Source organism: Psychrobacter proteolyticus, assembly GCF_039762275.1.
Classification (GTDB): domain Bacteria; phylum Pseudomonadota; class Gammaproteobacteria; order Pseudomonadales; family Moraxellaceae; genus Psychrobacter; species Psychrobacter proteolyticus_C.
In genome coordinates this window covers 197941-218536 of the sequence record NZ_JBDLOB010000001.1, presented here as the reverse complement: position 1 = coordinate 218536, position 20596 = coordinate 197941, and the positions used below count along the sequence as shown (strand labels likewise).

The 20596-nt window shown below is 41.9% G+C and carries 19 protein-coding genes; 5 read left to right on the top strand and 14 right to left on the bottom strand.

The window, feature by feature from the left end; translation table 11 throughout:
* The first annotated feature begins 38 nt into the window (after window positions 1-38).
* The 4 genes from iscA to fdx all read left to right on the top strand — a co-directional run bounded on the left by iscA (window position 39) and on the right by fdx (window position 3632).
* Window positions 39-359 (top strand): iron-sulfur cluster assembly protein IscA, encoded by a 321-nt coding sequence (iscA, locus tag ABFV72_RS00865; protein ID WP_021814983.1) that lies wholly within the window; start codon window positions 39-41, stop codon window positions 357-359.
* Window positions 360-533: 174 nt separating this feature from the next.
* A complete protein-coding gene (hscB, locus tag ABFV72_RS00860; protein ID WP_347161871.1) occupies window positions 534-1115 on the top strand; it encodes a Fe-S protein assembly co-chaperone HscB in 582 nt (193 codons plus the stop codon).
* Window positions 1116-1326: 211 nt separating this feature from the next.
* Window positions 1327-3207 (top strand): Fe-S protein assembly chaperone HscA, encoded by a 1881-nt coding sequence (hscA, locus tag ABFV72_RS00855; RefSeq protein WP_347161869.1) that lies wholly within the window; start codon window positions 1327-1329, stop codon window positions 3205-3207.
* 86 nt (window positions 3208-3293) lie between these two features.
* Window positions 3294-3632 (top strand): ISC system 2Fe-2S type ferredoxin, encoded by a 339-nt coding sequence (gene fdx / locus ABFV72_RS00850; RefSeq protein WP_101206134.1) that lies wholly within the window; start codon window positions 3294-3296, stop codon window positions 3630-3632.
* 97 nt (window positions 3633-3729) lie between these two features.
* Here fdx and ABFV72_RS00845 read toward each other — a convergent pair whose 3' ends face one another.
* The 5 genes from ABFV72_RS00845 to ABFV72_RS00825 form a co-directional block, all read right to left on the bottom strand.
* Window positions 3730-5151 carry an adenylate/guanylate cyclase domain-containing protein gene (locus ABFV72_RS00845; protein WP_347161867.1) on the bottom strand — a complete coding sequence of 474 codons (1422 nt, stop codon included), beginning with the start codon at window positions 5149-5151 and terminating at the stop codon, window positions 3730-3732.
* 310 nt (window positions 5152-5461) lie between these two features.
* On the bottom strand, window positions 5462-5893 hold the full coding sequence (locus tag ABFV72_RS00840; RefSeq protein WP_347161865.1) for an HIT family protein: 432 nt from the start codon (window positions 5891-5893) through the stop codon (window positions 5462-5464).
* A 150-nt stretch (window positions 5894-6043) separates the two neighbouring features.
* Window positions 6044-9754 carry a transcription-repair coupling factor gene (mfd, locus tag ABFV72_RS00835; protein WP_347161863.1) on the bottom strand — a complete coding sequence of 1237 codons (3711 nt, stop codon included), beginning with the start codon at window positions 9752-9754 and terminating at the stop codon, window positions 6044-6046.
* 217 nt (window positions 9755-9971) lie between these two features.
* Complete coding sequence (gene rraA / locus ABFV72_RS00830; RefSeq protein ID WP_347161862.1) at window positions 9972-10508, bottom strand: ribonuclease E activity regulator RraA; 537 nt, start codon at window positions 10506-10508, stop codon at window positions 9972-9974.
* 203 nt (window positions 10509-10711) lie between these two features.
* Complete coding sequence (locus tag ABFV72_RS00825) at window positions 10712-11413, bottom strand: NAD-dependent epimerase/dehydratase family protein (protein ID WP_057759204.1); 702 nt, start codon at window positions 11411-11413, stop codon at window positions 10712-10714.
* Window positions 11414-11877: 464 nt separating this feature from the next.
* Here ABFV72_RS00825 and rpsT point away from each other — a divergent pair, with 464 nt between their 5' ends.
* Window positions 11878-12144 carry a 30S ribosomal protein S20 gene (rpsT, locus tag ABFV72_RS00820; RefSeq protein ID WP_010200097.1) on the top strand — a complete coding sequence of 89 codons (267 nt, stop codon included), beginning with the start codon at window positions 11878-11880 and terminating at the stop codon, window positions 12142-12144.
* A gap of 161 nt (window positions 12145-12305) precedes the next feature.
* Here the strand turns inward: rpsT and ABFV72_RS00815 are convergent, their stop codons facing one another.
* From ABFV72_RS00815 to ABFV72_RS00775, 9 genes are all read right to left on the bottom strand, one after another.
* Entirely contained in the window at window positions 12306-13142 is an 837-nt protein-coding gene (locus ABFV72_RS00815; RefSeq protein ID WP_347161859.1) for a histidine phosphatase family protein, read from the bottom strand.
* A 159-nt stretch (window positions 13143-13301) separates the two neighbouring features.
* Entirely contained in the window at window positions 13302-14099 is a 798-nt protein-coding gene (locus tag ABFV72_RS00810; protein ID WP_347161857.1) for a metallophosphoesterase, read from the bottom strand.
* A gap of 225 nt (window positions 14100-14324) precedes the next feature.
* Entirely contained in the window at window positions 14325-15023 is a 699-nt protein-coding gene (gene pyrF, locus ABFV72_RS00805) for an orotidine-5'-phosphate decarboxylase (protein WP_347161855.1), read from the bottom strand.
* 104 nt (window positions 15024-15127) lie between these two features.
* The gene (locus ABFV72_RS00800) at window positions 15128-15535 is read right to left on the bottom strand and encodes a lipopolysaccharide assembly protein LapA domain-containing protein (protein WP_347161853.1); all 408 of its coding nucleotides are present in this window, start codon (window positions 15533-15535) and stop codon (window positions 15128-15130) included.
* 62 nt (window positions 15536-15597) lie between these two features.
* Complete coding sequence (locus ABFV72_RS00795; RefSeq protein ID WP_057759195.1) at window positions 15598-15903, bottom strand: integration host factor subunit beta; 306 nt, start codon at window positions 15901-15903, stop codon at window positions 15598-15600.
* A 324-nt stretch (window positions 15904-16227) separates the two neighbouring features.
* Window positions 16228-17916: a 30S ribosomal protein S1 gene (gene rpsA / locus ABFV72_RS00790; RefSeq protein ID WP_057759193.1), complete on the bottom strand. Its 1689-nt coding sequence runs from the start codon at window positions 17914-17916 to the stop codon at window positions 16228-16230.
* Window positions 17917-18223: 307 nt separating this feature from the next.
* Complete coding sequence (gene cmk / locus ABFV72_RS00785) at window positions 18224-18991, bottom strand: (d)CMP kinase (protein WP_347161850.1); 768 nt, start codon at window positions 18989-18991, stop codon at window positions 18224-18226.
* A 189-nt stretch (window positions 18992-19180) separates the two neighbouring features.
* The gene (tadA, locus tag ABFV72_RS00780) at window positions 19181-19705 is read right to left on the bottom strand and encodes a tRNA adenosine(34) deaminase TadA (protein ID WP_347161848.1); all 525 of its coding nucleotides are present in this window, start codon (window positions 19703-19705) and stop codon (window positions 19181-19183) included.
* A 27-nt stretch (window positions 19706-19732) separates the two neighbouring features.
* Window positions 19733-20470 (bottom strand): uracil-DNA glycosylase, encoded by a 738-nt coding sequence (locus ABFV72_RS00775; RefSeq protein ID WP_347161846.1) that lies wholly within the window; start codon window positions 20468-20470, stop codon window positions 19733-19735.
* Window positions 20471-20596 lie beyond the last annotated feature (126 nt).

Genomic DNA, 20596 nt, shown 5'->3' with positions numbered 1-20596 from the left:
TTATTGATATTTATGATTAATAGTCAATGGGAGTTGGCATGATTGAAATGACAGAACGCGCCGCTCAGCATGTTCGAGACTTTTTGGACAATCGCGGCAAAGGCGAAGGCATTCGAGTTGGTATCCGTACGGCGGGTTGCTCGGGCTTGGCTTACGTTTTAGAGTTTGTAGATACCCCTGATGAAAACGATACGCGTTATGAAAGTCGCGGCGTTAGCATCTTTATTGATCCTAAAAGCCTAGTATATTTAGACGGCTTGTTAATGGATTATGAAAAAGAAGGTCTAAACGAAGGCTTTAAATTCACCAACCCTAACCAGAAAGGTGAATGTGGTTGCGGTGAGTCTTTCACAGTTTAATGGTTCAATGGCTGAAAACTGATAGATTTGTGCTTCAACAAACTTGCATAAAAATAGTGCAGTATCTCTACTATCGCTATGAAGAAAGGTTAATGTAGTTGAATAGCCAAGCGATTCAGTATTCTTAGCTAGGTCATGACTTCAAAAATAAATAAAAAAGCAAGGCATCAGATTATGACAGATATTACTTCAGAACCACAGTTTGATAACTTCTTTGCCCTATTTGAGCAGCCTGTACAATTTGAAATCAACCAAAGCAATCTAGAGCAACGTTTGCGCTTGCTGCAGAAACGCTATCATCCTGATAATGTTGCCAAAAATCAGACCGATATGGTTCAAGCACAGTTGCAGTCTGAAAAAGCGTCGGCTTTAATCAATCAAGCGTATCAGACTCTAAGCGCTCCTGATAGTCGTGCTGGTTATTTATTAGACATGGCAGATCAAGCACAAAACATAGAGCACTCAATCGCAGACTTGGACTTTTTAGAAGATGCGATGCAGATGCGTATGGATCTAGATGATGCTATCGAAGACAAAGATCTTGCAGCCTTGCAGCAATTACACCCTCAAATTACAGAGCGCCTAGCAAAGCAATCTGAACGCTTTAATAATGCTTATCAAAATCAAGATTGGCAAACAGCGATTGATGCGACACAGAAACTAAAATTTTTAGTTAAGCTAAATGCTGATGTGACAACTGGGCTTGATGATGTTGCAAATTCATCGCATTCAGATGACGATGACTTATACGTCTAAATATCTGTGGTTATGGCTCTCACTATCAAGCTAAATTCTATATATTTGGTTAAAATAGTGACCTTGATACCGTATAATCTTTGAGTCTAAGCGCATTAAACTATCAGAATCTATCCTCTTTATGGAATGAGATTACCGATGTTAAGCTCTCGTACTACATATGCTATATTTGCTCCATTTCACTTATTCATTTTATCTCTGAGTTATCCTTATGTCTTTAATGCAAATTGCTGAACCCAATCAAAGCGCTCAACCTCACCAACATAAATTTGGCTTGGGCATCGACCTCGGTACTACACGCTCGTTGGTTGCTGTGGTGCGTTCAGGTAAGGCACAAGTCTTAGAGGCAGGGTCAGCGACAGATACATTATTACCGTCTGTTGTCTATTATCCAGCGACTGGTACGCCATTGGTTGGCTATGATGCCCTAGCGCATTTAGCGGATGATCCAAAAAATACGATCGTCTCGGCTAAGCGTTTTATGGGTCGTAGTCAAGCTGATATCAAATTCTCTCATCCTTATGAGTTGTCTGGTAATAAAGATGATATGCCCGCCTTTGTAACTGCTCAAGGTGAGATTTCTCCTGTTGCAGTATCAGCGCGTATCTTAGCCGCTCTTGAGCAACGTGCAGCAAGCGCCTTACCTGCAGATAGCATTGAAGGTGCCGTGATTACGGTTCCCGCTTATTTTGATGAAGCACAGCGTCAAGCAACCAAAGATGCCGCTCAAGCAGCGGGTATCAACGTACTTCGCTTACTCAATGAACCAACAGCGGCGGCAGTCGCTTATGGTCTTGACCAATCATCAGAAGACAATAAAAAAGAGAGCTATTACTTAATCTATGATTTGGGCGGTGGTACTTTTGACGTCTCTATCTTAAAGCTTACCGATGGCGTCTTTGAAGTATTAGCAACTGGTGGTAATAGCGCACTAGGCGGTGACGATATTGATCGTCTTATTACCAATTGGATCATTAAACAATTAAATATCGATCCAAAAGACGTAAGCCTGCATGACAAATCAATACTAGCTCAACAAGCCAAAACTTATAAACAAGCATTGACTGACGCTGAGCAAGTGGACATCAATGTGGTTGTTAATGGTCAGTCTTATCAAGGCGTATTAAGCCGTACAGATGTACTAACTATCGTAGAGCCTGTTAGTCGCCGTACGCTCAGTGTGTGTGAACAAGTCCTACGCGATGCCAAGTTATCTACTACAGATCTAGATGAAGTTATCTTAGTGGGCGGTTCGACTCGTATGCCTGCCGTACAGCAAGTCGTGACTGAGTTTTTTGCTAAGCAGCCACTTTGCCGTCTGAATCCAGATGAGGTAGTTGCTTTAGGTGCTGCCCAGACTGCTCACCAACTGGTTAATGGCGATAGTGATAATAATTTATTATTATTGGACGTAACACCATTATCATTAGGTCTTGAGACCATGGGCGGTTTGGTTGAAGTACTCATCCCACGCAACACGCCTATCCCTGTGAAGAAACGTCAGGTGTTTACCACTTATCAAGATGGTCAAACAGGCATGGTGATTCATGTGGTGCAAGGTGAGCGTGAAACGGTGGAAAACTGTCGTTCACTTGGACGTTTTGAGCTGTATGGCATCCCGCCAATGAAAGCTGGGTTTGCTCGTATCGAAGTTACCTTTAGCATCGACGCTAACGGTCAGCTTACTGTCAGTGCACAAGAAACTACGACCAAAACAGAAAGCAAAATCGAGATTGTACCTTCTTATGGTCTATCAGATGAACAAAAAGAACAGTTGCTGATTGCAGGGTTTAAACACGCAGAAGAAGACAAAAACGCGCGGTCTTTAATTGAGACCAAAGTGGAAGCGGAACGTGAAGTACTTGCCCTAGAGTCGGCACTTAACGAATTTGCGGCGTTGCTTTCTACTGAAGAACAACAGTCACTAGCAGAGCATATACAAGCGCTACGTAACTCTCTTAGCACTGATGATTTAGCGCTTATTGAAGCACAACAAGCACAGCTCAAGCCACATAGTGATGCCTTTGCTGCACTTATTATGAATCAAAGCGTCAAGACCAGTATGGCCGGTACTAGTGCCAAAGACTGGTAATAAATACATCGACATATATAGCTTAGCTAACACGTTAAGCTAATTTCTAATATTTTTTAAATTGATTAGCATCGGACAGATAATTTATGCCAAAAGTTACCGTACTACCCCACCACGAAATTTGCCCTGAAGGCGCAGAAGTTGAGCTACAAGCTGGTGAAAACTTATGCAAAGCACTATTAGAAAAAGGCATTAAAATCGAGCATGCTTGTGAGATGTCAAAAGCTTGTACCACATGCCATGTTGTAGTACGTAAGGGTTTCAACAGTTTAGATGAGATGGATGATATCGAGGCGGATCTACTTGATCGTGCTTGGGGACTAGAGCCTGATTCACGTCTGTCTTGTCAGGTCATGCTTGATGATGAGGATTTGACTATCGAAGTTCCTAAATATACCCTCAACCATGCTAAAGAAAATCATTAAACACTGATGATACTTTCTAGTTAAGATTAAAAAAGGCCAGCTATCACATAGCTGGCCTTTTTCTATATATAATTTTAAGACGATAGACTTAAAACACTTACTTGCGATTGGCATCCTCACGCTTACTTTCTGCTGCTATGCTCTTTACTACTTTTTCTTCCTCTTGCTCGATGCGTTCCAGCGCAAAATTTAAACGAGCTCTAATATCTTGATAATCATTGTCTTTCATATCTTTAAAGTTCAAATGCAAATTGAAACCAGGCAATGTGTGGTCAACCCATTTAGACAAATGACCTGTACTGGCACTAGGGTCAAGTACTTGCCATGCATCGACCTTTTCATCAATACCCTTTAAGCAAAATGCGGCAACGTGCTCGCACTCATAGTTATGGCAAATATAATCGTAAGTGCTTTCACTGACCAATATCTGATCTTTGCCCGCACAGGACTCAAGCCTAGAAGCTAGGTTGGCTTCTTTGCCAATGATGGTATAGCTTAATCGACTATTACTACCAAAATTACCAACATGACAGTAGCCAGTGGTGATACCAATACGTATATATAAGCCTTCAAACCCCATTAATCGCCATTTCTGGCGTAAGGTGCGCATTTCTCGGCGCATATCAATTGCCATCGCCACACAATCTAAGGCATCTTGACGCGAGCCGCGGCTATTAGGCTCACCAAAGAAACATACCATGCCATCACCAATAAACTTATCAAGCACTGCGCCATGTTTATCAGCGATTGACGTCATACAATGCATATAAGTATTGAGAATGTCTGACAAGTTGTCAGAGCTTAGACTATCAGACAGTTCGGTAAAGCCGACAATATCTGAAAACATGATAGTTATTTTTGCGCGCTTATTAGAAACACTAACGGGGCTATCCGATTTGACAATAGGCTCCCAAATTTGAGGTGGTACAAAACGGGTCAGCTTATTGATCACTGATACCATTGTGCTTAGGCGTCCCCCTGCCTTATGGGCAGAAGCCTTATAACCAATGTACTCTTGATATATACGCCAGAACTGATACAAAATAACGCCTAAGCTTGCCACCATTACTATCAATGGTAATAAGCCCTCATCAAAGCCCATACTATTCGCATCTAGGACTATGCTAACGTAGTAAAATACAATAATCGTCACGACAGATACAGATAACAGTCTGAGGTGATTCTCAGGTCGGCTAAGAATGATACGTACACCAATCAAAGCAGCCAAGCTGATTGATATGACTGTACAACATTGTAGCGAGCCGATGACAACCGATAATAGAATAATAACGATGTTAGACGTCCAAAAGCTGGTCTGGCGTCGGTAGTTGTATATCAGGATCATGAGGCTTGGCAATGTAATAATAACCAATAGTGCCATTGAGATAGAGCGGAAGTCGTAGTATATAGCACGTAACACAACCGTCAGTATTAACACGAACACTTCTGGATAGTCAAAACGACAGGTCCCGGTGTCCTTTAACGGTGTCATTGGTTTGAATGTCTCTGAGAAGGTCATATGAGATTCACTTAAATAAGGTGAGCTATCTGAGAGACAAAGGCATACTACACTAACATATGTACGTTATTTGTCCTTATGACGATTTATCATAAGATATATCTAATAATATATTATACTTTTGAAATAAGGTAAAACAAGGTTACTGATGATTAAAAGGCGACCTTTTGTCTAGTTTATTCCCTCCGTTACACTTTTATTCAAATTTAAATAAAAAGAGAGACCAGATACATTTAAGTATCTGGCCTCTCTTTTTACATATAGAATTTAGGTTCAATCTATTCTTATTAAACGCAGGATAGATTTATAATTACATTTGCCAATCAAACGGCATTTGGTGATGACCACGTAATGCCATCATCAATGTTTGCTGCATTTGCGCCAACACTTCTCTAGTATATGGCACAGCTGGCACACCCCATACTGGGTTTGGCCATTGCATATCATTTTGATAACGGACAATGTGATGAAAATGAAGCTGTGGCACTTGATTACCAAGAGCGGCTACATTCATTTTATCGGCTTGAAAGGTTTTAGCTAACTGGCTCGATAACCAGCTGGACTCTCGTAAGAACTGTGTTTGGTCTGCCTCAGACAATTCATATAACTCTTTAATACCAGATACACGCGGCACCAATATAAGCCAAGGAAATTGGCAGTCATTGATTAAACGACAAGTGGATAATGGAAAATCCCCCACTAAAAAACTATCAGCAGCAAGTTTATGATGAAGTTGGAACATAATGACGGTTCTCTTGTTGTTTAATGCAAATAAAATACAGAAGGTTCAAAAGTTAGTTCGGCTATTTTATCAGTTATCGGGTTGATAAAATAGCACCATGATTTATTGTCTTGGAGTGACTACCTAATCTACTTGATATCCAGCTATGTACTAAACATGCTCTGTCACCATGTGCTCGCTAAAATAGCGCAGCAGCTCTTGTATGACCGTCACACGCTGTTGCGGTGTGGCCAATTTATCGCTATTTTGGTAACGGATACCAGATGCGCCATTCATACGATAATGCTGACCATTTGATTGGATCAACTTAATAATCGCTAACGCATCAACTGGAGTATCTGGCGCAAATTCCAGCGTCATACTAGTACTATTGGCATCAATTTTGTTAATCTTGAGCGGCTCTGCTTGTAAGCGTAATCCATGAATGGCGAATAGCTGCTTGGTTTGATCTGGCAGTGCACCGAAGCGGTCTATCATTTCCGTGCGAATATCCGTCAATGCCTCTTTATCATCGGTATTGCTAATACGTTTGTAAAACAATAAGCGCTGATGCACGTCATGTAGATACTCTTCTGGAATGAGAGCAGAGCTATGTAGATTAATTTCACTGGTTAGCGACAATGGTGTATTTAAATCAGGCTCCTTGCCAGCTTTAATGGCTTTAGTCGCACGCTCAAGCATATCCATGTATAAACTAAAACCTATCGCCTGCATATTGCCACTCTGCTGCTTACCCAATATCTCCCCTGCGCCGCGAATCTCTAAATCCTCACTTGCCAGCATAAAGCCTGCACCTAACGTATTGGCACGCTCAATCGCATGCAAACGGCGCTTGGCATCACCTTTGAGGCCTTTCAGAGAAGGCACTAGTAAGTAACAATACGCTTGATGATGACTACGTCCTACTCGGCCACGCAGCTGATGCAATTGCGCCAGACCAAACTTATCAGCGCGCTCAATGATAATTGTATTGGCATTGGGCACATCAATACCCGTTTCGATAATGGTAGAGCAAACCAACACGTTGAACTTTTTATGATAAAACTGCTGCATAATCTGCTCAAGTTGGCGCTCTTGCATTTGCCCATGGGCTACCCCTACTCGCGCTTCTGGCACTAGGTCACGAATAGTCTCTGCCATACGCTCGATACTAGCAACGTCATTATGTAGTAGATAGACCTGCCCACCACGCAGAAGCTCGCGCAATATGGCTTCTTTCATCAAGGCTTCTGTCTTTTGCATCACAAAAGTTTTAATGGCAAGACGACGGGCAGGCGGTGTGGCGATAATCGACATATCACGCATACCTGAGAGCGCCATATTTAGCGTTCTAGGGATCGGAGTCGCCGTCATAGACATGCTATCGACATCTGTCTGAATAGCCTTGATACGCTCTTTATGACGTACTCCAAAGCGATGCTCTTCATCCACAATCATCAGTCCAAGGTTGGCAAACTTCACATCTGGTTGTAGCAGTTTATGGGTACCAATGACGATGTCCACTTTACCAGCAGCCAAATCAGCCAATACCATTTCTTGATGTTTTTTGCCGCCAAAGCGCGATAAGCTTTCAATGCGAACTGGCCAATCGGCAAAACGATCGCGGAAATTGTCTTCATGCTGACCGGCAAGCAATGTGGTAGGCACCAGTACGGCAACCTGATAGCCAGCACTAACGGCAATAAACGCCGCTCGCATCGCGACTTCTGTTTTACCAAAACCAACATCGCCGCAAATAAGACGATCCATCGGTTGGTTTTGTCTCATGTCTTCCATTACGGCATGAATGGCATTGGCTTGGTCGGCGGTTTCTTCAAAGGCAAACTGACTGGCAAATAGCTCATACTGCGATGGGTCTATTTTGAAATGAATGCCAACTTTAGCCTCACGTCTTGCCTGCATATTGAGCAATTCAGCAGCGACGTCATGAATTTGCTCCAATGCTTTTTGCTTGGCTCGATCCCATTTACCACTACCAATCTTATGTAGCGGTGCTAAGGCAGGATCACCGCCACTATAGCGACTAATCATTTGCAAATTGGCAACTGGCACATAGATACTAGCGTCATCAGAATATTTTAGGTGGATAAACTCTTGCTCACCATCGCCCACATCTAAGGTAATCAAGCCATTATAACGACCGATACCATGCTCAATATGTACCACTGGACTGCCATCTGTTATCTCAGTAACGCTCTTAACTAAGAACTCTTCTGATACCCCGCTTTGGCGACGACGGCGCGTCTGTAAGACTTGACGACCGAACAGCTGTGTCTCACTAATCAACACCAAACGTTCAGGCACATAGACACCGCGCTCAATTGGCGCTACGGTCAGACCGACATGTGGTAAATGACTGTTATTAATAGCGCTGGTTTTATCTGCGGCTAAAAATGCCTCAAAGCTATCATACGCTTTGATATCAATCTTGCCTTTGAACAGTTCAATGAGAATCTCGCGACGGCCTGCGGTTTCTGCAACGATTAGTACGGGTGTCGAAGTCTTTGATTGCGTATCCAAGAAGTCGAGCAATTCGGATAATGGTTCAGATTTTTGATGATTGACTGCTAATTGTGGCGGTTCTTGAGCACTTAATGTCACCAGTCCTTGTTGTTTAGTGACACTCAATGGCAATGGTATTTGTGAGGCATCTATACTTTCTGGCACTCCCACATCATTCATCGTAGCCAGTTCGTCACGAGCACTTAATATAACTCGTGGATATTGATTGAGCTGTTCGTTAAGCGCGTTAGATAATAGATACAGCATTGCTGGCGCTACGATAGGCTTATCAATATCATGGCGACGCTCTTCGTAGCGGCGCTGGATTTGTGACCAGTAATCGGCTTGTTTTTCATTAATTAATTCATCGGTGATAAACAACGCATCGCTTGGTAAATAGGAAAATAAACTACTCTCCGCCTCCCAGTCTTTTAAGTCAAAAAATAGCGGCTGATAATACTCTAATCCGCTACTAGCAATCCCTGCCATTACGTCTTTGTGCAGCTCAGATTTACGGCTGCTGGTATTAGGGAACAGCGCAGCAAAGTTTGTGCGAAACGTCTCACGCCCTTCATCGAGCGGAAACTCTTTGGCAGGCAAGATTTGAAATTGGTCGATAGGTTTAGAGATATCTGGCATCTTATGCAGTAGTGACAATGACTCTTTCGCCATACTGGTATCGTTGCCCGTTAACATCGCCTTCAAATCATCAGCAGTCAATGTACGCTGCGTTTGAGGATGAAAAAAGCGAATGGTTTCGATTTCGTCATCGAACAAGTCTAAACGTAGCGGAAAAGGTTGACCCATGGCAAAAATATCAATAATACTGCCACGTACTGCAAACTCACCTGGCTCAAAAACGTTTTCAACCGCTCGGTAACCTGCTTTTGCCAAAAGCCCACGTTGGGTATTGATATCAAACCGATCACCAACACTTAAATCAAAATGCTGACCAATTAACCAGCTTGGCGGTGCGACGCGATGCATGAGGGCTTGTATCGAAATAAGCAGCACGCCCGATTTCGGCATATCCGTCAACAGATTGATACGCTCACTGACGATGTCTTGATGCGGAGATAGCTCATCATAAGTCAGTGTCTCCCAGTCAGGGAACACATAAGCATCGACTCCACAAAATGCCAGCTCAGTCTCTATTTGATTGAGTTGGTTTTGGTCACGTGCCACCACAACTTTTAGGCGCTCGGCAACATTCCACATAGGTGTTTGCACCAAGCTTGCCAACCATAAACTGCTGACCGCACCATGGACAGGCGCTAGCCAACGCCGCTCAGCATTTTGGATAGGAAACAACTGCTGGTTAATAGGGTCAAACGCGTCAGTCAAAGCAGTAATAGGCATAAAGAATAGGATCAAAGTTAAGGAGTCAGAAAGCTATTATACGAATATTTGAGCAATTACCAAAACTTATGCCGTAACGGTTTGTCACTTAAGAGTTTACTCATTAACGATTGAGGGTTAACAACGATTATTGCGCTTTAACTGTCATTACACAATAAAAAACCCCAACTTATCAGCTGAGGTTTTCGTTTTTGCTAATCAAGCCAAGCCTAAAACTTCAGCTGATAAGTGGTTTATCGCTAGCAATAATGCCATTATTATCAGCATAAATGAACATACCAGAATTCAACGTCAAATCACCGAAGCTGATTTCGATATCCGTTTGACCTTCATCTCGGCGGGTCGATTTACGCGGGATACAACCAAGCGCCATCACCCCAAGATCCATCTCTGCCATGTCATCAACATCGCGGACACAACCATATACAATAACTCCAGCCCAGCCGTTGTCGATAGCTGATTGTGCAATCATATCGCCTAGTAATGCACAGCGCATAGAGCCGCCGCCATCAACGACCAATACTTTGCCATTGCCTTCTTTGTCTTTGCCATCGCTATTCAATAGAGATTTGACACGACTATTGTCTTCAAAGCATTTAACCGTCACGATTTCACCGCAGAATTTGTCTTTTGCACCAAACTGACGGAATGACTTACCTTCGATATTTGGTAAGCATACTTGAGACTCAGGATTGGCATCCAATAGATCACAAGTGACAAAATTCCCTCTATCCATTTGTATCGATTCTGACATTGCTCCTGCTCCTTGTTTTAGTGATTCAACTGACTGGTGTTTCAATACTTATTGATGCTTTGATAATAGTTAATAGTTATTGTGTTTTTTACTCTTATATTCTTGTTCTAATGCAATTTTGTCCCAATGCAATTAACAATCGGTATCTGTAGCTTTCCAGCTTTGAGACTAAGACTAAGTCTGTCATTAGAAAAACTGTCCTTTTATTTTTTGACACGGGTCATCGCTAGCATCTGCTTATTTTCGATAATGTCGATATGCTTAATTTGAGGTTCAGTACGATATTTACTACGATGGTAAATATCATGAGCACTCATGGCCATAGCACTGGCAACGCGTTTAGCAGAAATAGGATGTAACGATAGTGACTCTGACACGAGCGGCGAAATGAGTTTAAAGGCTTTTTGACCAATGCTCTCAAGCGGACGACCTTTATGCTTACCAAGCAATAATGACGGACGAAAGACGACCAATTGGCCAAAATCTAATGCCATAACAGCTTGCTCTGTCTCAGCCTTGACTCGATTGTATAAAAAACGGCTGTCAATATCCGCATTCATTGAGGAGAGTAAAAAGAAATTCTCTACTCCCTTATCACGACACAGCTTGGCAAAATTTACGTTATAGTCTCGATCTACCTTGCGAAAAGCCTCATCACTACCAGCTTGTTTTTTTGTCGTACCCAAACAACTAAAAGCATCCGTGGTTCGATCGGCACCAACACTTGCAAACACTTCAGAGAGATTATCAAAATCATTGATTTGATAAAAACGCATGCTGGCATTAATGTAGCGTGGCGGGCGACGAGCAATCACAATCAATGTGTCATAAAGCTCACTCAGTTGCTTTACCAAATGCTGCCCTACTAACCCTGTTGCGCCAATCACAATTGCTTTTCGCTGCATACCCTATCCACTTATATAACATTAGATGAACTATATTGATGAGAAAATACCTATATTAAGGCCTATCGTTAGAATATCATACCTAAATTCCTCAATAACTGACGCTATTATATAGGATATATTGTAAGAGATTTTATCAACCCTCTACGTCTATCAGCGCTTACTATTGATTTAGTTACTAGAATGACCCAAATTCGATGATATTACGTAACTTCTTTGAGCATTAATCATCAAATATATTGTCCTTAGTTCAATAATTTGCTAAGATAATCGGCTTTACACGTCAACGCTGTTTAATTATTCCAAACAGCTCTGACGCTTACGATGATCTATTCATATTAGATACTTTAATATCAGACATCGACATCATATTTGACGAGACGGCTGCTCGTCACCGATGATTGTTAAACCCATTATTGCAATCAACATTCATATTTTTATCTATCTTTATCAAGGAGATACGCGTGGCTAATACTGCACAAGCTCGTAAACGCGCCCGTCAAAACACCAAACGTCGTCAGAACTCTGCGTCACAACGCTCTATGGTTCGTACTTACTTAAAACGTGTTGATGCGGCTATCGCAGCTAAAGATTATGACGCGGCTACCGAAGCTTACAAAAAAGCGGTACCAGTTCTTGATCGTATGGCTGACAAAGGTATTATTCATAAGAATAAAGCTGCTCGTCGTAAGAGCCGCCTAAACAAAACAATCAAAGGCCTACAAGCTTAAGATTTGTATTGATTAGACCGCATTTCGCTTTTATAGCGTAATGACTAAAACCTTGTCACTGGTTCTAATACCGTGGCAAGGTTTTTTTATGCCTATTCAAAACGTATTCAATGAACAGCTTCCCTATCAACTCATTTCAATTTGCGATTAAGAACAAAACATCAAGTCCACTGTACTTCTGGCGGCAATAGCAATTTGCTAGGATGGTAACCAGCTGCACGATAACCGTCTAATAATGAACTAATCGGCCGAGTATATACCTGACCTCGCCAGATGAAATGCGCGCTCGCTTGATCAAAGGGCTTATCATCGAACCATAAGAACACGCCCTCCATCATTTTTGGCCAATCATTCCAATCAATCTCTACCACATCGAACATGACGGCTAAGAACGCAGATAGCAATGTGTCATGACTCACAGCAAGCATCAGATGACCATGCTGCGGCTGATTCTGATAAAAAAGAGACAGAATATCCAAACCGCCCTGATAGGTATTTTTGGTCCCTTCGAGATTGCCTTGCAAAAAACGATTGATAAAGTTCAGCACGCCAATCTCTTTGAACACAGGATTGGCTATTTCAGGCTCAGTGACGAGACTGCCAGGCTCAACCAACAATGATTGATGCGTAATGTCACGCCGTAGTCCTGCCCCCTCTTGCATCAGCTGCGCGGTATCGATACAACGTCCAATGGGGCTAGAAATACTATCGACGTCGAGCGAATATGGTAGATGACCTGATAACCAACGACCCCAAGACTTTGCCAGTATACGGCCTTTAGGAGTCAACGGTAGCTGATAGCTAGCAAAGCCATTACCATCAGAGCGCTCGCGTAAAGAGTGCCTAGTAAATAGAATCAGCCGCTTATTTTCAGGCAATAGGCTGACGGAGGAAATCATGCTCTCTGGTAGGTGCGAAGGTGCAGGCGCGCTTGGGGTGTGAGTCGCGAGCTTGTCAGCAGATATTTTGGACAGGGTGTTATTTAGATATTTACTCATGACAGCAAGCCTAGCAGATTTCTTATCAGGAATGAACCACAGACAAATCTAGTTGCAATATATCTTATTAAATATTCTGCACTCTTTCAAAAAAACACTTTGTTCAAAAGAATCTATGTCTAGAATAAATCGAGATTTGCCAGATATTTACACACGGTCCTAGCCAATATCAATGACCTTGTCCCATGCAAACTCTAATGCCGTACTACTAACCTCATTAGGATAGGCTCGTGGATTGACAATCACTCGCGTATTACCAATTTTATAATCAAATGCTTCATGAGTATGTCCATGTACCCATAGCATCGGTGCCCAATCCTCGTGCATCCATCCTGAAAAGTCACTAACGAAAGCCGCATTACTCGGTAGATTGGCATATTTTTCAGACACCGATAATGCACTGACGCTATGATGACTCATGACTACTGTTTTTTTACCAAGTTTATGAGATTCCATCAAAGCTTGCTGTAGCCACTGACGATGCTCCGCATGAATCTGCATAGATACTTCAGGCGAAAACAGCTCATTGCCTGCGTAGATTTGCTTGTAGTCACGCATAAAATGACGAGCAGCAGCCATAGTGTCTTCATTGGCATGATACTGATAGTCGGTCCAAAGCGTACAACCTAAAAGGCGTATATCACCGATATCGATATGCTGACATTGTAAGACGCGAACCCCTTTTTTAGACACAGCATCATAGTTATCCCAAGTTTTCAGTTTATGGTCAAAGCTCAACACATCTTCATCAAAGTATTCATGATTACCAGCGATAGTAATCAGGGGAACCTCTAAGCGTGCCGCTTGTTCTTGCAACCACGGCATACCTTTGTCGCTATTAGCAGTGTCCCCTGCTACTAATACTAAATCTGCATCAGTTTTAGGAATATGTCCAACGGGGTGCGACTGACGTTCATAACTATCAATATGTAAGTCACTCAATATCTGTAATTTCATATTATCCAACATCATTTAGTGGCGTTATTATTAAAAATCTAATTAGCGATAAACGCTCATAGCAGTACTACTGATATTTAGCTAAATGAGCGTTTTTAATATAGTTATTATATTTTAGAACGGTTGTAAGAATAAATTTAAGTAGTGTAGCAGCTTTTTCTATACCATCAAAAAGTAAAAAGACAGCCATTTAGGCTGTCTTTTTTTCTTAACGTCTATTCAAACTTAAATACTTTGAAGTATTGTCTGTAGTTTAGCAGCAGGGTCTGAAGCTTGAGTGATTGAACGACCAATGACTAAATAATCAGAACCGTCTATTAGCGCCTGACTTGGTGTACAGATACGTTTTTGATCATCTGCATTATCTTCAGCTAAGCGAATACCAGGCGTCACCAGTTTAAAATCCTGACCACATAATGCTTTAAGTGCCTTTGCTTCTTGAGCCGAGCACACCACACCATCTAGACCAGCTTGCTTAGTCAGTTGTGCTAGTCGGCTTACTTGGGTATCTAAGCTATCAGTGATGCCTGTCTGCATCAACGCTTGACTATCCATAGAGGTCAATATGGTAACTGCAATAAGCAATGTATCAAGATTTCTATCTAGCAAACGCTGTTTTGCCAGAGACATGGCCTCTAGACCTGCACTAGCATGGACATTCACCATCCAGACACCAAGCTCAGCGGCAGCCAATACTGCTTGGGCAGTAGTATTAGGAATGTCATGGAATTTTAAGTCTAAGAACACTTCAAAATCACGTTGATGCAATGCTTTGATGATATCAGGACCACAACGGGTAAACAGCTCTTTACCGACTTTTAATCGACATTGGGATGGATCTAACTGGTCAGCTAGCGCTAGAGACGCCTCTACCGTCATATTGTCTAGAGCGACGATAACTGGAGAGTTAATTACATTATTCATGGTTTTACCATATATTTTGAAGTTATCAAAGTATTGTATTTGAGGTCAGTACTGCGTTCGTTGAACTATCAACTAGCAGACCACCTAAAAGATTACCTAACGACTTAATCTCGTCTACGCTTAGACAGAGTAGAGCCTTCGGTTAGGCTAGTTGCGTCAGTGTTTTGCACATTGGCAGCAGAAGCACCATAAACAGCTTCATTCACTGTCGGCGCGCTTGCTTGACGATCGATAACTGTATTGGCTTGAGTCAATTGCTCTTGTAGATTTGCGTTTGCTTTTTGCAGACGTGAGATTTCCCACTTATTTTGCAGCACACGAAAGATAAGCAATGCCAGTAAAATACCAATAACAATACCTAGCATCAAACACAAAATAAGTAGCAACCCTAGATTCATCGTAGGTGCTTGCGAAAACAGTAGGTTGACTCCGACCTCAGTATTATTTGCCAATACCAAACCAAGTGAATAGGCAAAGCTCAAAAATAGCAATACAAATAGTAGAAAGCGCATGAGACAGTTACCTCTGTTTGGAATGATAAATTTTGACGGTTAGATGGCCAGTGCTGGTTTAATTAACCGTTTGCTACCGTATCGTTTACTGCTTCGCGTAGAGCCTTACCTGGCTTAAAATGTGGGATCGCTTTAGCCGGTACAGGTACGCTTTCACCTGTCTTAGGATTGCGTCCCATACGAGCACGGCGGTGATGTAGACAAAAACTACCGAATCCGCGAACTTCGACTCGGCCATCATTGGCTAAAGTATGGGTCATCAAGTTTAAGATTTCACGCACTGCGTCATCAACCACGGTGTCTGCCATGTTGTCACAGTTTGCACTCAAATTACTAATAAATTCGGATTTGTTAATCGCTTGCTGCATTATTACGCTTGCCTTGTTGATTGATGGATAAGCTGATGATGAGTCAACGCTCTATAGTACGTAAATGCGTTTGGATAATTGAATTATAAAGACTGAATTTCTTAAAATTGGTCTTCAAAACCACATTATGACTATAAAAAGCTTATAACTATCATCTCGTTACTCAATGGTGCAAATGATAGCGGATATTGGCGTAAATGGGAATAAGAGTTTGCCCATTTGACTAAAAACCTCTATTACTAACTGTGTTAATAAAATCTAATCATAAAAAAAAGCGACCGAAGTCGCTTTTTTTATATTACTTTTATATCAATAGTTTGCAGCTTACTGCATTTGCTCTTTGATCAAATCACCAATAGTTTTTGGCTGTGCATCAGAACCTGGAGCAGCAGTAGTGTTCGTGCTACCAAGATCTTTAATCGCTTGACGCTCTTCAGCTTCGTCTTTCGCTTTGATAGACAAGTTGATGTTGCGTGTTTTACGATCAACACTGATGATTTTCGCTTCAACGTCATCACCAACAGTCAGATGCTTAGTTGCATCTTCAACGCGGTCACGTTGGATTTCAGAAGCACGTAGATAAGCTTCAACTTCGTCAGCAAGTTCGATAGTAGCGCCTTTAGCGTCTACTTCTTTTACTTTACCATTAACGATAGCACCACGGTCATTGTTGACTAGGTATTCGTTGAATGGATCAGAGCTTAACTGCTTCACGCCTAGGCTGATACGGTTAGCTTCTGCATCTACAGACAATACCATTGCTTCAACGGTGTCGCCTTTGTTGTAGTTACGGATAGCATCTTCGCCAGTTTCGTTCCAAGAGATATCAGATAGATGAACAAGACCATCAATACCACCGTCTAGACCGATAAAGATACCGAAGTCAGTGATTGATTTGATAGTACCAGTGATTTTATCACCGCGCTCATGTTTCTTATCAAACTCATCCCATGGGTTAGCTAGAGTTTGTTTGATACCTAGGCTGATACGACGACGTTCTTCATCGATATCAAGAATCATTACTTCAACTTCATCGCCCACTTGAACCACTTTAGATGGGTGGATGTTTTTGTTGGTATGATCCATTTCTGATACGTGTACTAGACCTTCGATACCTTCAGAAATCTCAGCGAAACAACCATAGTCAGTCAAGTTGGTTACGCGAGCTTTTACAACACTACCTACTGGGTAAGTGCCGCCAACGTTATCCCAAGGATCAGTACCAAGTTGTTTTAGACCTAGGCTAACGCGGTTGCGTTCACGGTCAAACTTCAATACTTTAACTTTTAGGTCTTGGCCAACTTCAACAACTTCAGATGGGTGCTTGATACGGCGCCATGCCATGTCAGTGATGTGCAATAGACCATCGATACCACCTAGATCAACGAATGCGCCGTAATCAGTAAGGTTCTTAACGATACCTTCGATCTCGATGCCTTCTTCAAGCTTGTTCAATAGCTCTTCGCGCTCAGCTGAGTTCTCAGCTTCCATAACTGCACGACGGCTAACAACAACGTTGTTGCGCTTCTGGTCAAGTTTGATGACTTTGAATTCTAGCTCTTTGCCTTCAAGATGCGTTGTATCACGGATAGGACGTACATCTACCAATGAACCTGGTAAGAACGCGCGTACTGAACCGATATCTACAGTGAAACCGCCTTTAACTTTGCTTGAGATAATACCTTTAACGATTTCATCGTTATCAGCGATTTTTTCAAGGAAGTTCCAAGTTTCAACACGTTTAGCTTTCTCACGTGACAGCAAGGTTTGACCCATGCCGTTATCAACCGCTTCAACTACGACATCAACGCTATCGCCAACTTCAACTTCAAGTTCGCCTTCTTCGCTTAAAAACTCTTCACGAGCGACGATACCTTCAGATTTAAGACCAGTATCTACTGTGATCCAATCGCTATCGATGGCCACAACAGCACCTGTAATAACCGAGCCACGCTCGATATCTAGGCCCTGCTCTTCAATGCTCGCTTCAAATAGTTCAGCAAATGATTCCATTATGTCTACCTTTGTATAGCCGTATCCTGTCCAGCACAGTACGGATCAAATTTATGATTGTATAGAACGAAATACTGGTTTTATATCCCATGCAATCATATAAAAAAACGTTTGTTGATAGCGAGCTCATCGTAATTAAAACTGACTAACAACAACTGTCTTATATCGAATGCAATATCTTGAATAAACTAAGTTTTTCTTACTGCTTTAATAAAATTTAACTTAACCGTATTATTTTATACTAAAACAATGATTAATAGGAAACTTTTTAGTACTTAATATGTTGTTTTTACTAGCTATTAAATGACTAACTAGTGAAAAACACACCTTTATCTTGGCAATGCTTTTTGACTTGCTCATATACTGCATCAGCATTCAGCGCTGAACTATCAAGTAATAATGCATCTGCCGCAGGCTTAGATGGCGCTGTACTACGATTTTCATCACGGTCATCACGCTCTTTTATCGTCGCTAAAATCGCCTCAAAATCTGCTGTCTGACCAGCGTCTAACAACTGAGTCACACGGCGCTCTGCACGTGCTTCAGCACTAGCCGTCAAAAACACCTTAACATCAGCATCTGGGAAAACAACCGTACCCATATCGCGACCATCAGCAACCAAACCTGAACGAGTAGCCATATCTTGTTGTAACTTGAGCAACGCTTGGCGAACCTGTGGATAAACAGCTATCTGTGATGCATAGCCTCCAACCGTTTCATTGCGTACTTGCTCACCTACTGCTTGTCCATTAACAATGATATCTACACGCCCTGAGTCATTGTTCGGTACAAACGCTATCTCTAAGCTTTCAGTCAATGCTAATACAGCATTTTCATCAATTGGTTGGCTAGCATCTGCGCTGATTAAACCCGCTTCAAAGGCTTTTAACCCAACAATCCTATAAAGCGCACCAGAGTCTAACAACTGATAGCCTAACACTTGTGCTAGACGCCATGTGACCGTACCTTTACCAGCGCCACTGGGACCATCGATACAAATAACAGGATAGCGCACTGATGAGGTGTGGCTATTCTCTGTATTGAGTAAAACATTATCAGGTGTAGAACTAGTCATAATACTTACTCAATAATATGCGTTACTTATATCGCTTATCGTATGTCATTAATAAAACGATATTTATTCGTATGTTAAGTCTTTAATAGCCTATTAAGATGGGTGCTATCAAATAGGGCAATATTATAGCAAAAAATCATCGTGACCACTAGCACCAAGACTGATATCTTGTTTATTAGTATTTTGAGTTTACATATTAGCCTTATTCTTTTTTGCCGCTTGCCTACGCTCACGAAAAAATATCTTTAGTATTTGACTGCTATGCTCGCTGCATAACCCGCTATAGGCTTGAATACTATGATTGTAAAAAGGTTGTAATGATAAGTCCATTTGACTACCAACCATCCCGGCACGCGGTTCACTCGCTGCGTACACCAACTTGTTTACACGCGCATGGATTAGTGCACCGATACACATCGTACAAGGCTCTAGAGTGACGTATAAAGTAGTCTGTAGCGGCAATCGATAGTTTTCTAAACGCGTACAGGCGTCTCTCAATGCAACTATCTCTGCATGAGCAGTAGCATCATGGCTACTAATAGGTTGATTAAATCCTTGGCCAATAATTTGCTGCTCATGTACCAATACCGCACCTACCGGCACCTCTCCTCGCTCAGAACCTTGCTTAGCAAGTTCAATTGCCTCTTGCATCCATTTAATATCTTCAGCTAACCAAAAAGTGCTGGCCTGCATATTTAAAGGTTGATACGGCATTAAGCTTATATTCTGTATATTTTGCATTTATTGTGGTAATTGCCAGTCAATTGGAGTTTGGCCATACTGTGCCAAGTAGTCATTTGTTTTAGAAAAAGGTTTAGTGCCAAAAAAACCGCCACGGTTTGCCGCGAGTGGTGACGGATGTACAGCTGTCAGAATCAAATGCTTATCGGTATCGATATACTTGCCTTTCTTCTGGGCTTTACTACCCCACAAAATAAATACGGTATGCTTTGTCTGTTCATTGACGGCATCGATGACAGCGTCAGTAAACTGCTCCCAGCCTTTATTCTGATGACTGTTTGGCTCGCCTTCTCGCACAGTTAGTGAGCTATTAAGCAGTAGAACGCCTTGCTGCGCCCAGTATGTCAAATCGCCATGCGCTGAAGGTCGAATACCAATGTCATCTGCCATTTCTTTAAGCAAGTTATTCAATGATGGTGGCTTAGGAATGGCTTTAGGAACAGAAAATGATAACCCCATAGCCTGACCTGGACGATGGTAAGGATCTTGGCCCAAGATTACCACTTTGACTTGTGATAACGGCGTGAGATTAAGCGCATTGAACATCAATGGTGCAGGTGGATAGATACTATCATCGGACTGATAGGCTTCCTTTAAAAACGCGCGTAGATTATCCATATTCTCAGACGTTAATTCATCTACTAATGCCGTTTTCCAATCTTCTGGTAAACGGACATTGTCTAAAATCGCTTGTTTTTGTTCTGGAGTCTTGGTTGTCGGTTCATCAAACAGTTCCATAGTGTGTCCTTCTTATACTTGTTATCTTGTTATAAGTTCCATAGCTTCGTTAAAGCTAGCTTACTGTAAATAATCATACTAACAAAAAATGGTGTACGCTTTGTTGATGAATTATAGCAATAAAAA

What these genes read in the sequence shown, in the direction of transcription:
- iscA (WP_021814983.1), top strand. Translation starts at nt 39, where the DNA reads ATGATTGAAATGACAGAACGCGCCGCTCAGCATGTTCGAGACTTTTTG.
- hscB (WP_347161871.1), top strand. Translation starts at nt 534, where the DNA reads ATGACAGATATTACTTCAGAACCACAGTTTGATAACTTCTTTGCCCTA.
- hscA (WP_347161869.1), top strand. Translation starts at nt 1,327, where the DNA reads ATGTCTTTAATGCAAATTGCTGAACCCAATCAAAGCGCTCAACCTCAC.
- fdx (WP_101206134.1), top strand. Translation starts at nt 3,294, where the DNA reads ATGCCAAAAGTTACCGTACTACCCCACCACGAAATTTGCCCTGAAGGC.
- ABFV72_RS00845 (WP_347161867.1), bottom strand. Translation starts at nt 5,151, where the DNA reads ATGACCTTCTCAGAGACATTCAAACCAATGACACCGTTAAAGGACACC.
- ABFV72_RS00840 (WP_347161865.1), bottom strand. Translation starts at nt 5,893, where the DNA reads ATGTTCCAACTTCATCATAAACTTGCTGCTGATAGTTTTTTAGTGGGG.
- mfd (WP_347161863.1), bottom strand. Translation starts at nt 9,754, where the DNA reads ATGCCTATTACTGCTTTGACTGACGCGTTTGACCCTATTAACCAGCAG.
- rraA (WP_347161862.1), bottom strand. Translation starts at nt 10,508, where the DNA reads ATGTCAGAATCGATACAAATGGATAGAGGGAATTTTGTCACTTGTGAT.
- ABFV72_RS00825 (WP_057759204.1), bottom strand. Translation starts at nt 11,413, where the DNA reads ATGCAGCGAAAAGCAATTGTGATTGGCGCAACAGGGTTAGTAGGGCAG.
- ABFV72_RS00815 (WP_347161859.1), bottom strand. Translation starts at nt 13,142, where the DNA reads ATGAGTAAATATCTAAATAACACCCTGTCCAAAATATCTGCTGACAAG.
- ABFV72_RS00810 (WP_347161857.1), bottom strand. Translation starts at nt 14,099, where the DNA reads ATGAAATTACAGATATTGAGTGACTTACATATTGATAGTTATGAACGT.
- pyrF (WP_347161855.1), bottom strand. Translation starts at nt 15,023, where the DNA reads ATGAATAATGTAATTAACTCTCCAGTTATCGTCGCTCTAGACAATATG.
- ABFV72_RS00800 (WP_347161853.1), bottom strand. Translation starts at nt 15,535, where the DNA reads ATGCGCTTTCTACTATTTGTATTGCTATTTTTGAGCTTTGCCTATTCA.
- ABFV72_RS00795 (WP_057759195.1), bottom strand. Translation starts at nt 15,903, where the DNA reads ATGCAGCAAGCGATTAACAAATCCGAATTTATTAGTAATTTGAGTGCA.
- rpsA (WP_057759193.1), bottom strand. Translation starts at nt 17,916, where the DNA reads ATGGAATCATTTGCTGAACTATTTGAAGCGAGCATTGAAGAGCAGGGC.
- cmk (WP_347161850.1), bottom strand. Translation starts at nt 18,991, where the DNA reads ATGACTAGTTCTACACCTGATAATGTTTTACTCAATACAGAGAATAGC.
- tadA (WP_347161848.1), bottom strand. Translation starts at nt 19,705, where the DNA reads ATGCCGTATCAACCTTTAAATATGCAGGCCAGCACTTTTTGGTTAGCT.
- ABFV72_RS00775 (WP_347161846.1), bottom strand. Translation starts at nt 20,470, where the DNA reads ATGGAACTGTTTGATGAACCGACAACCAAGACTCCAGAACAAAAACAA.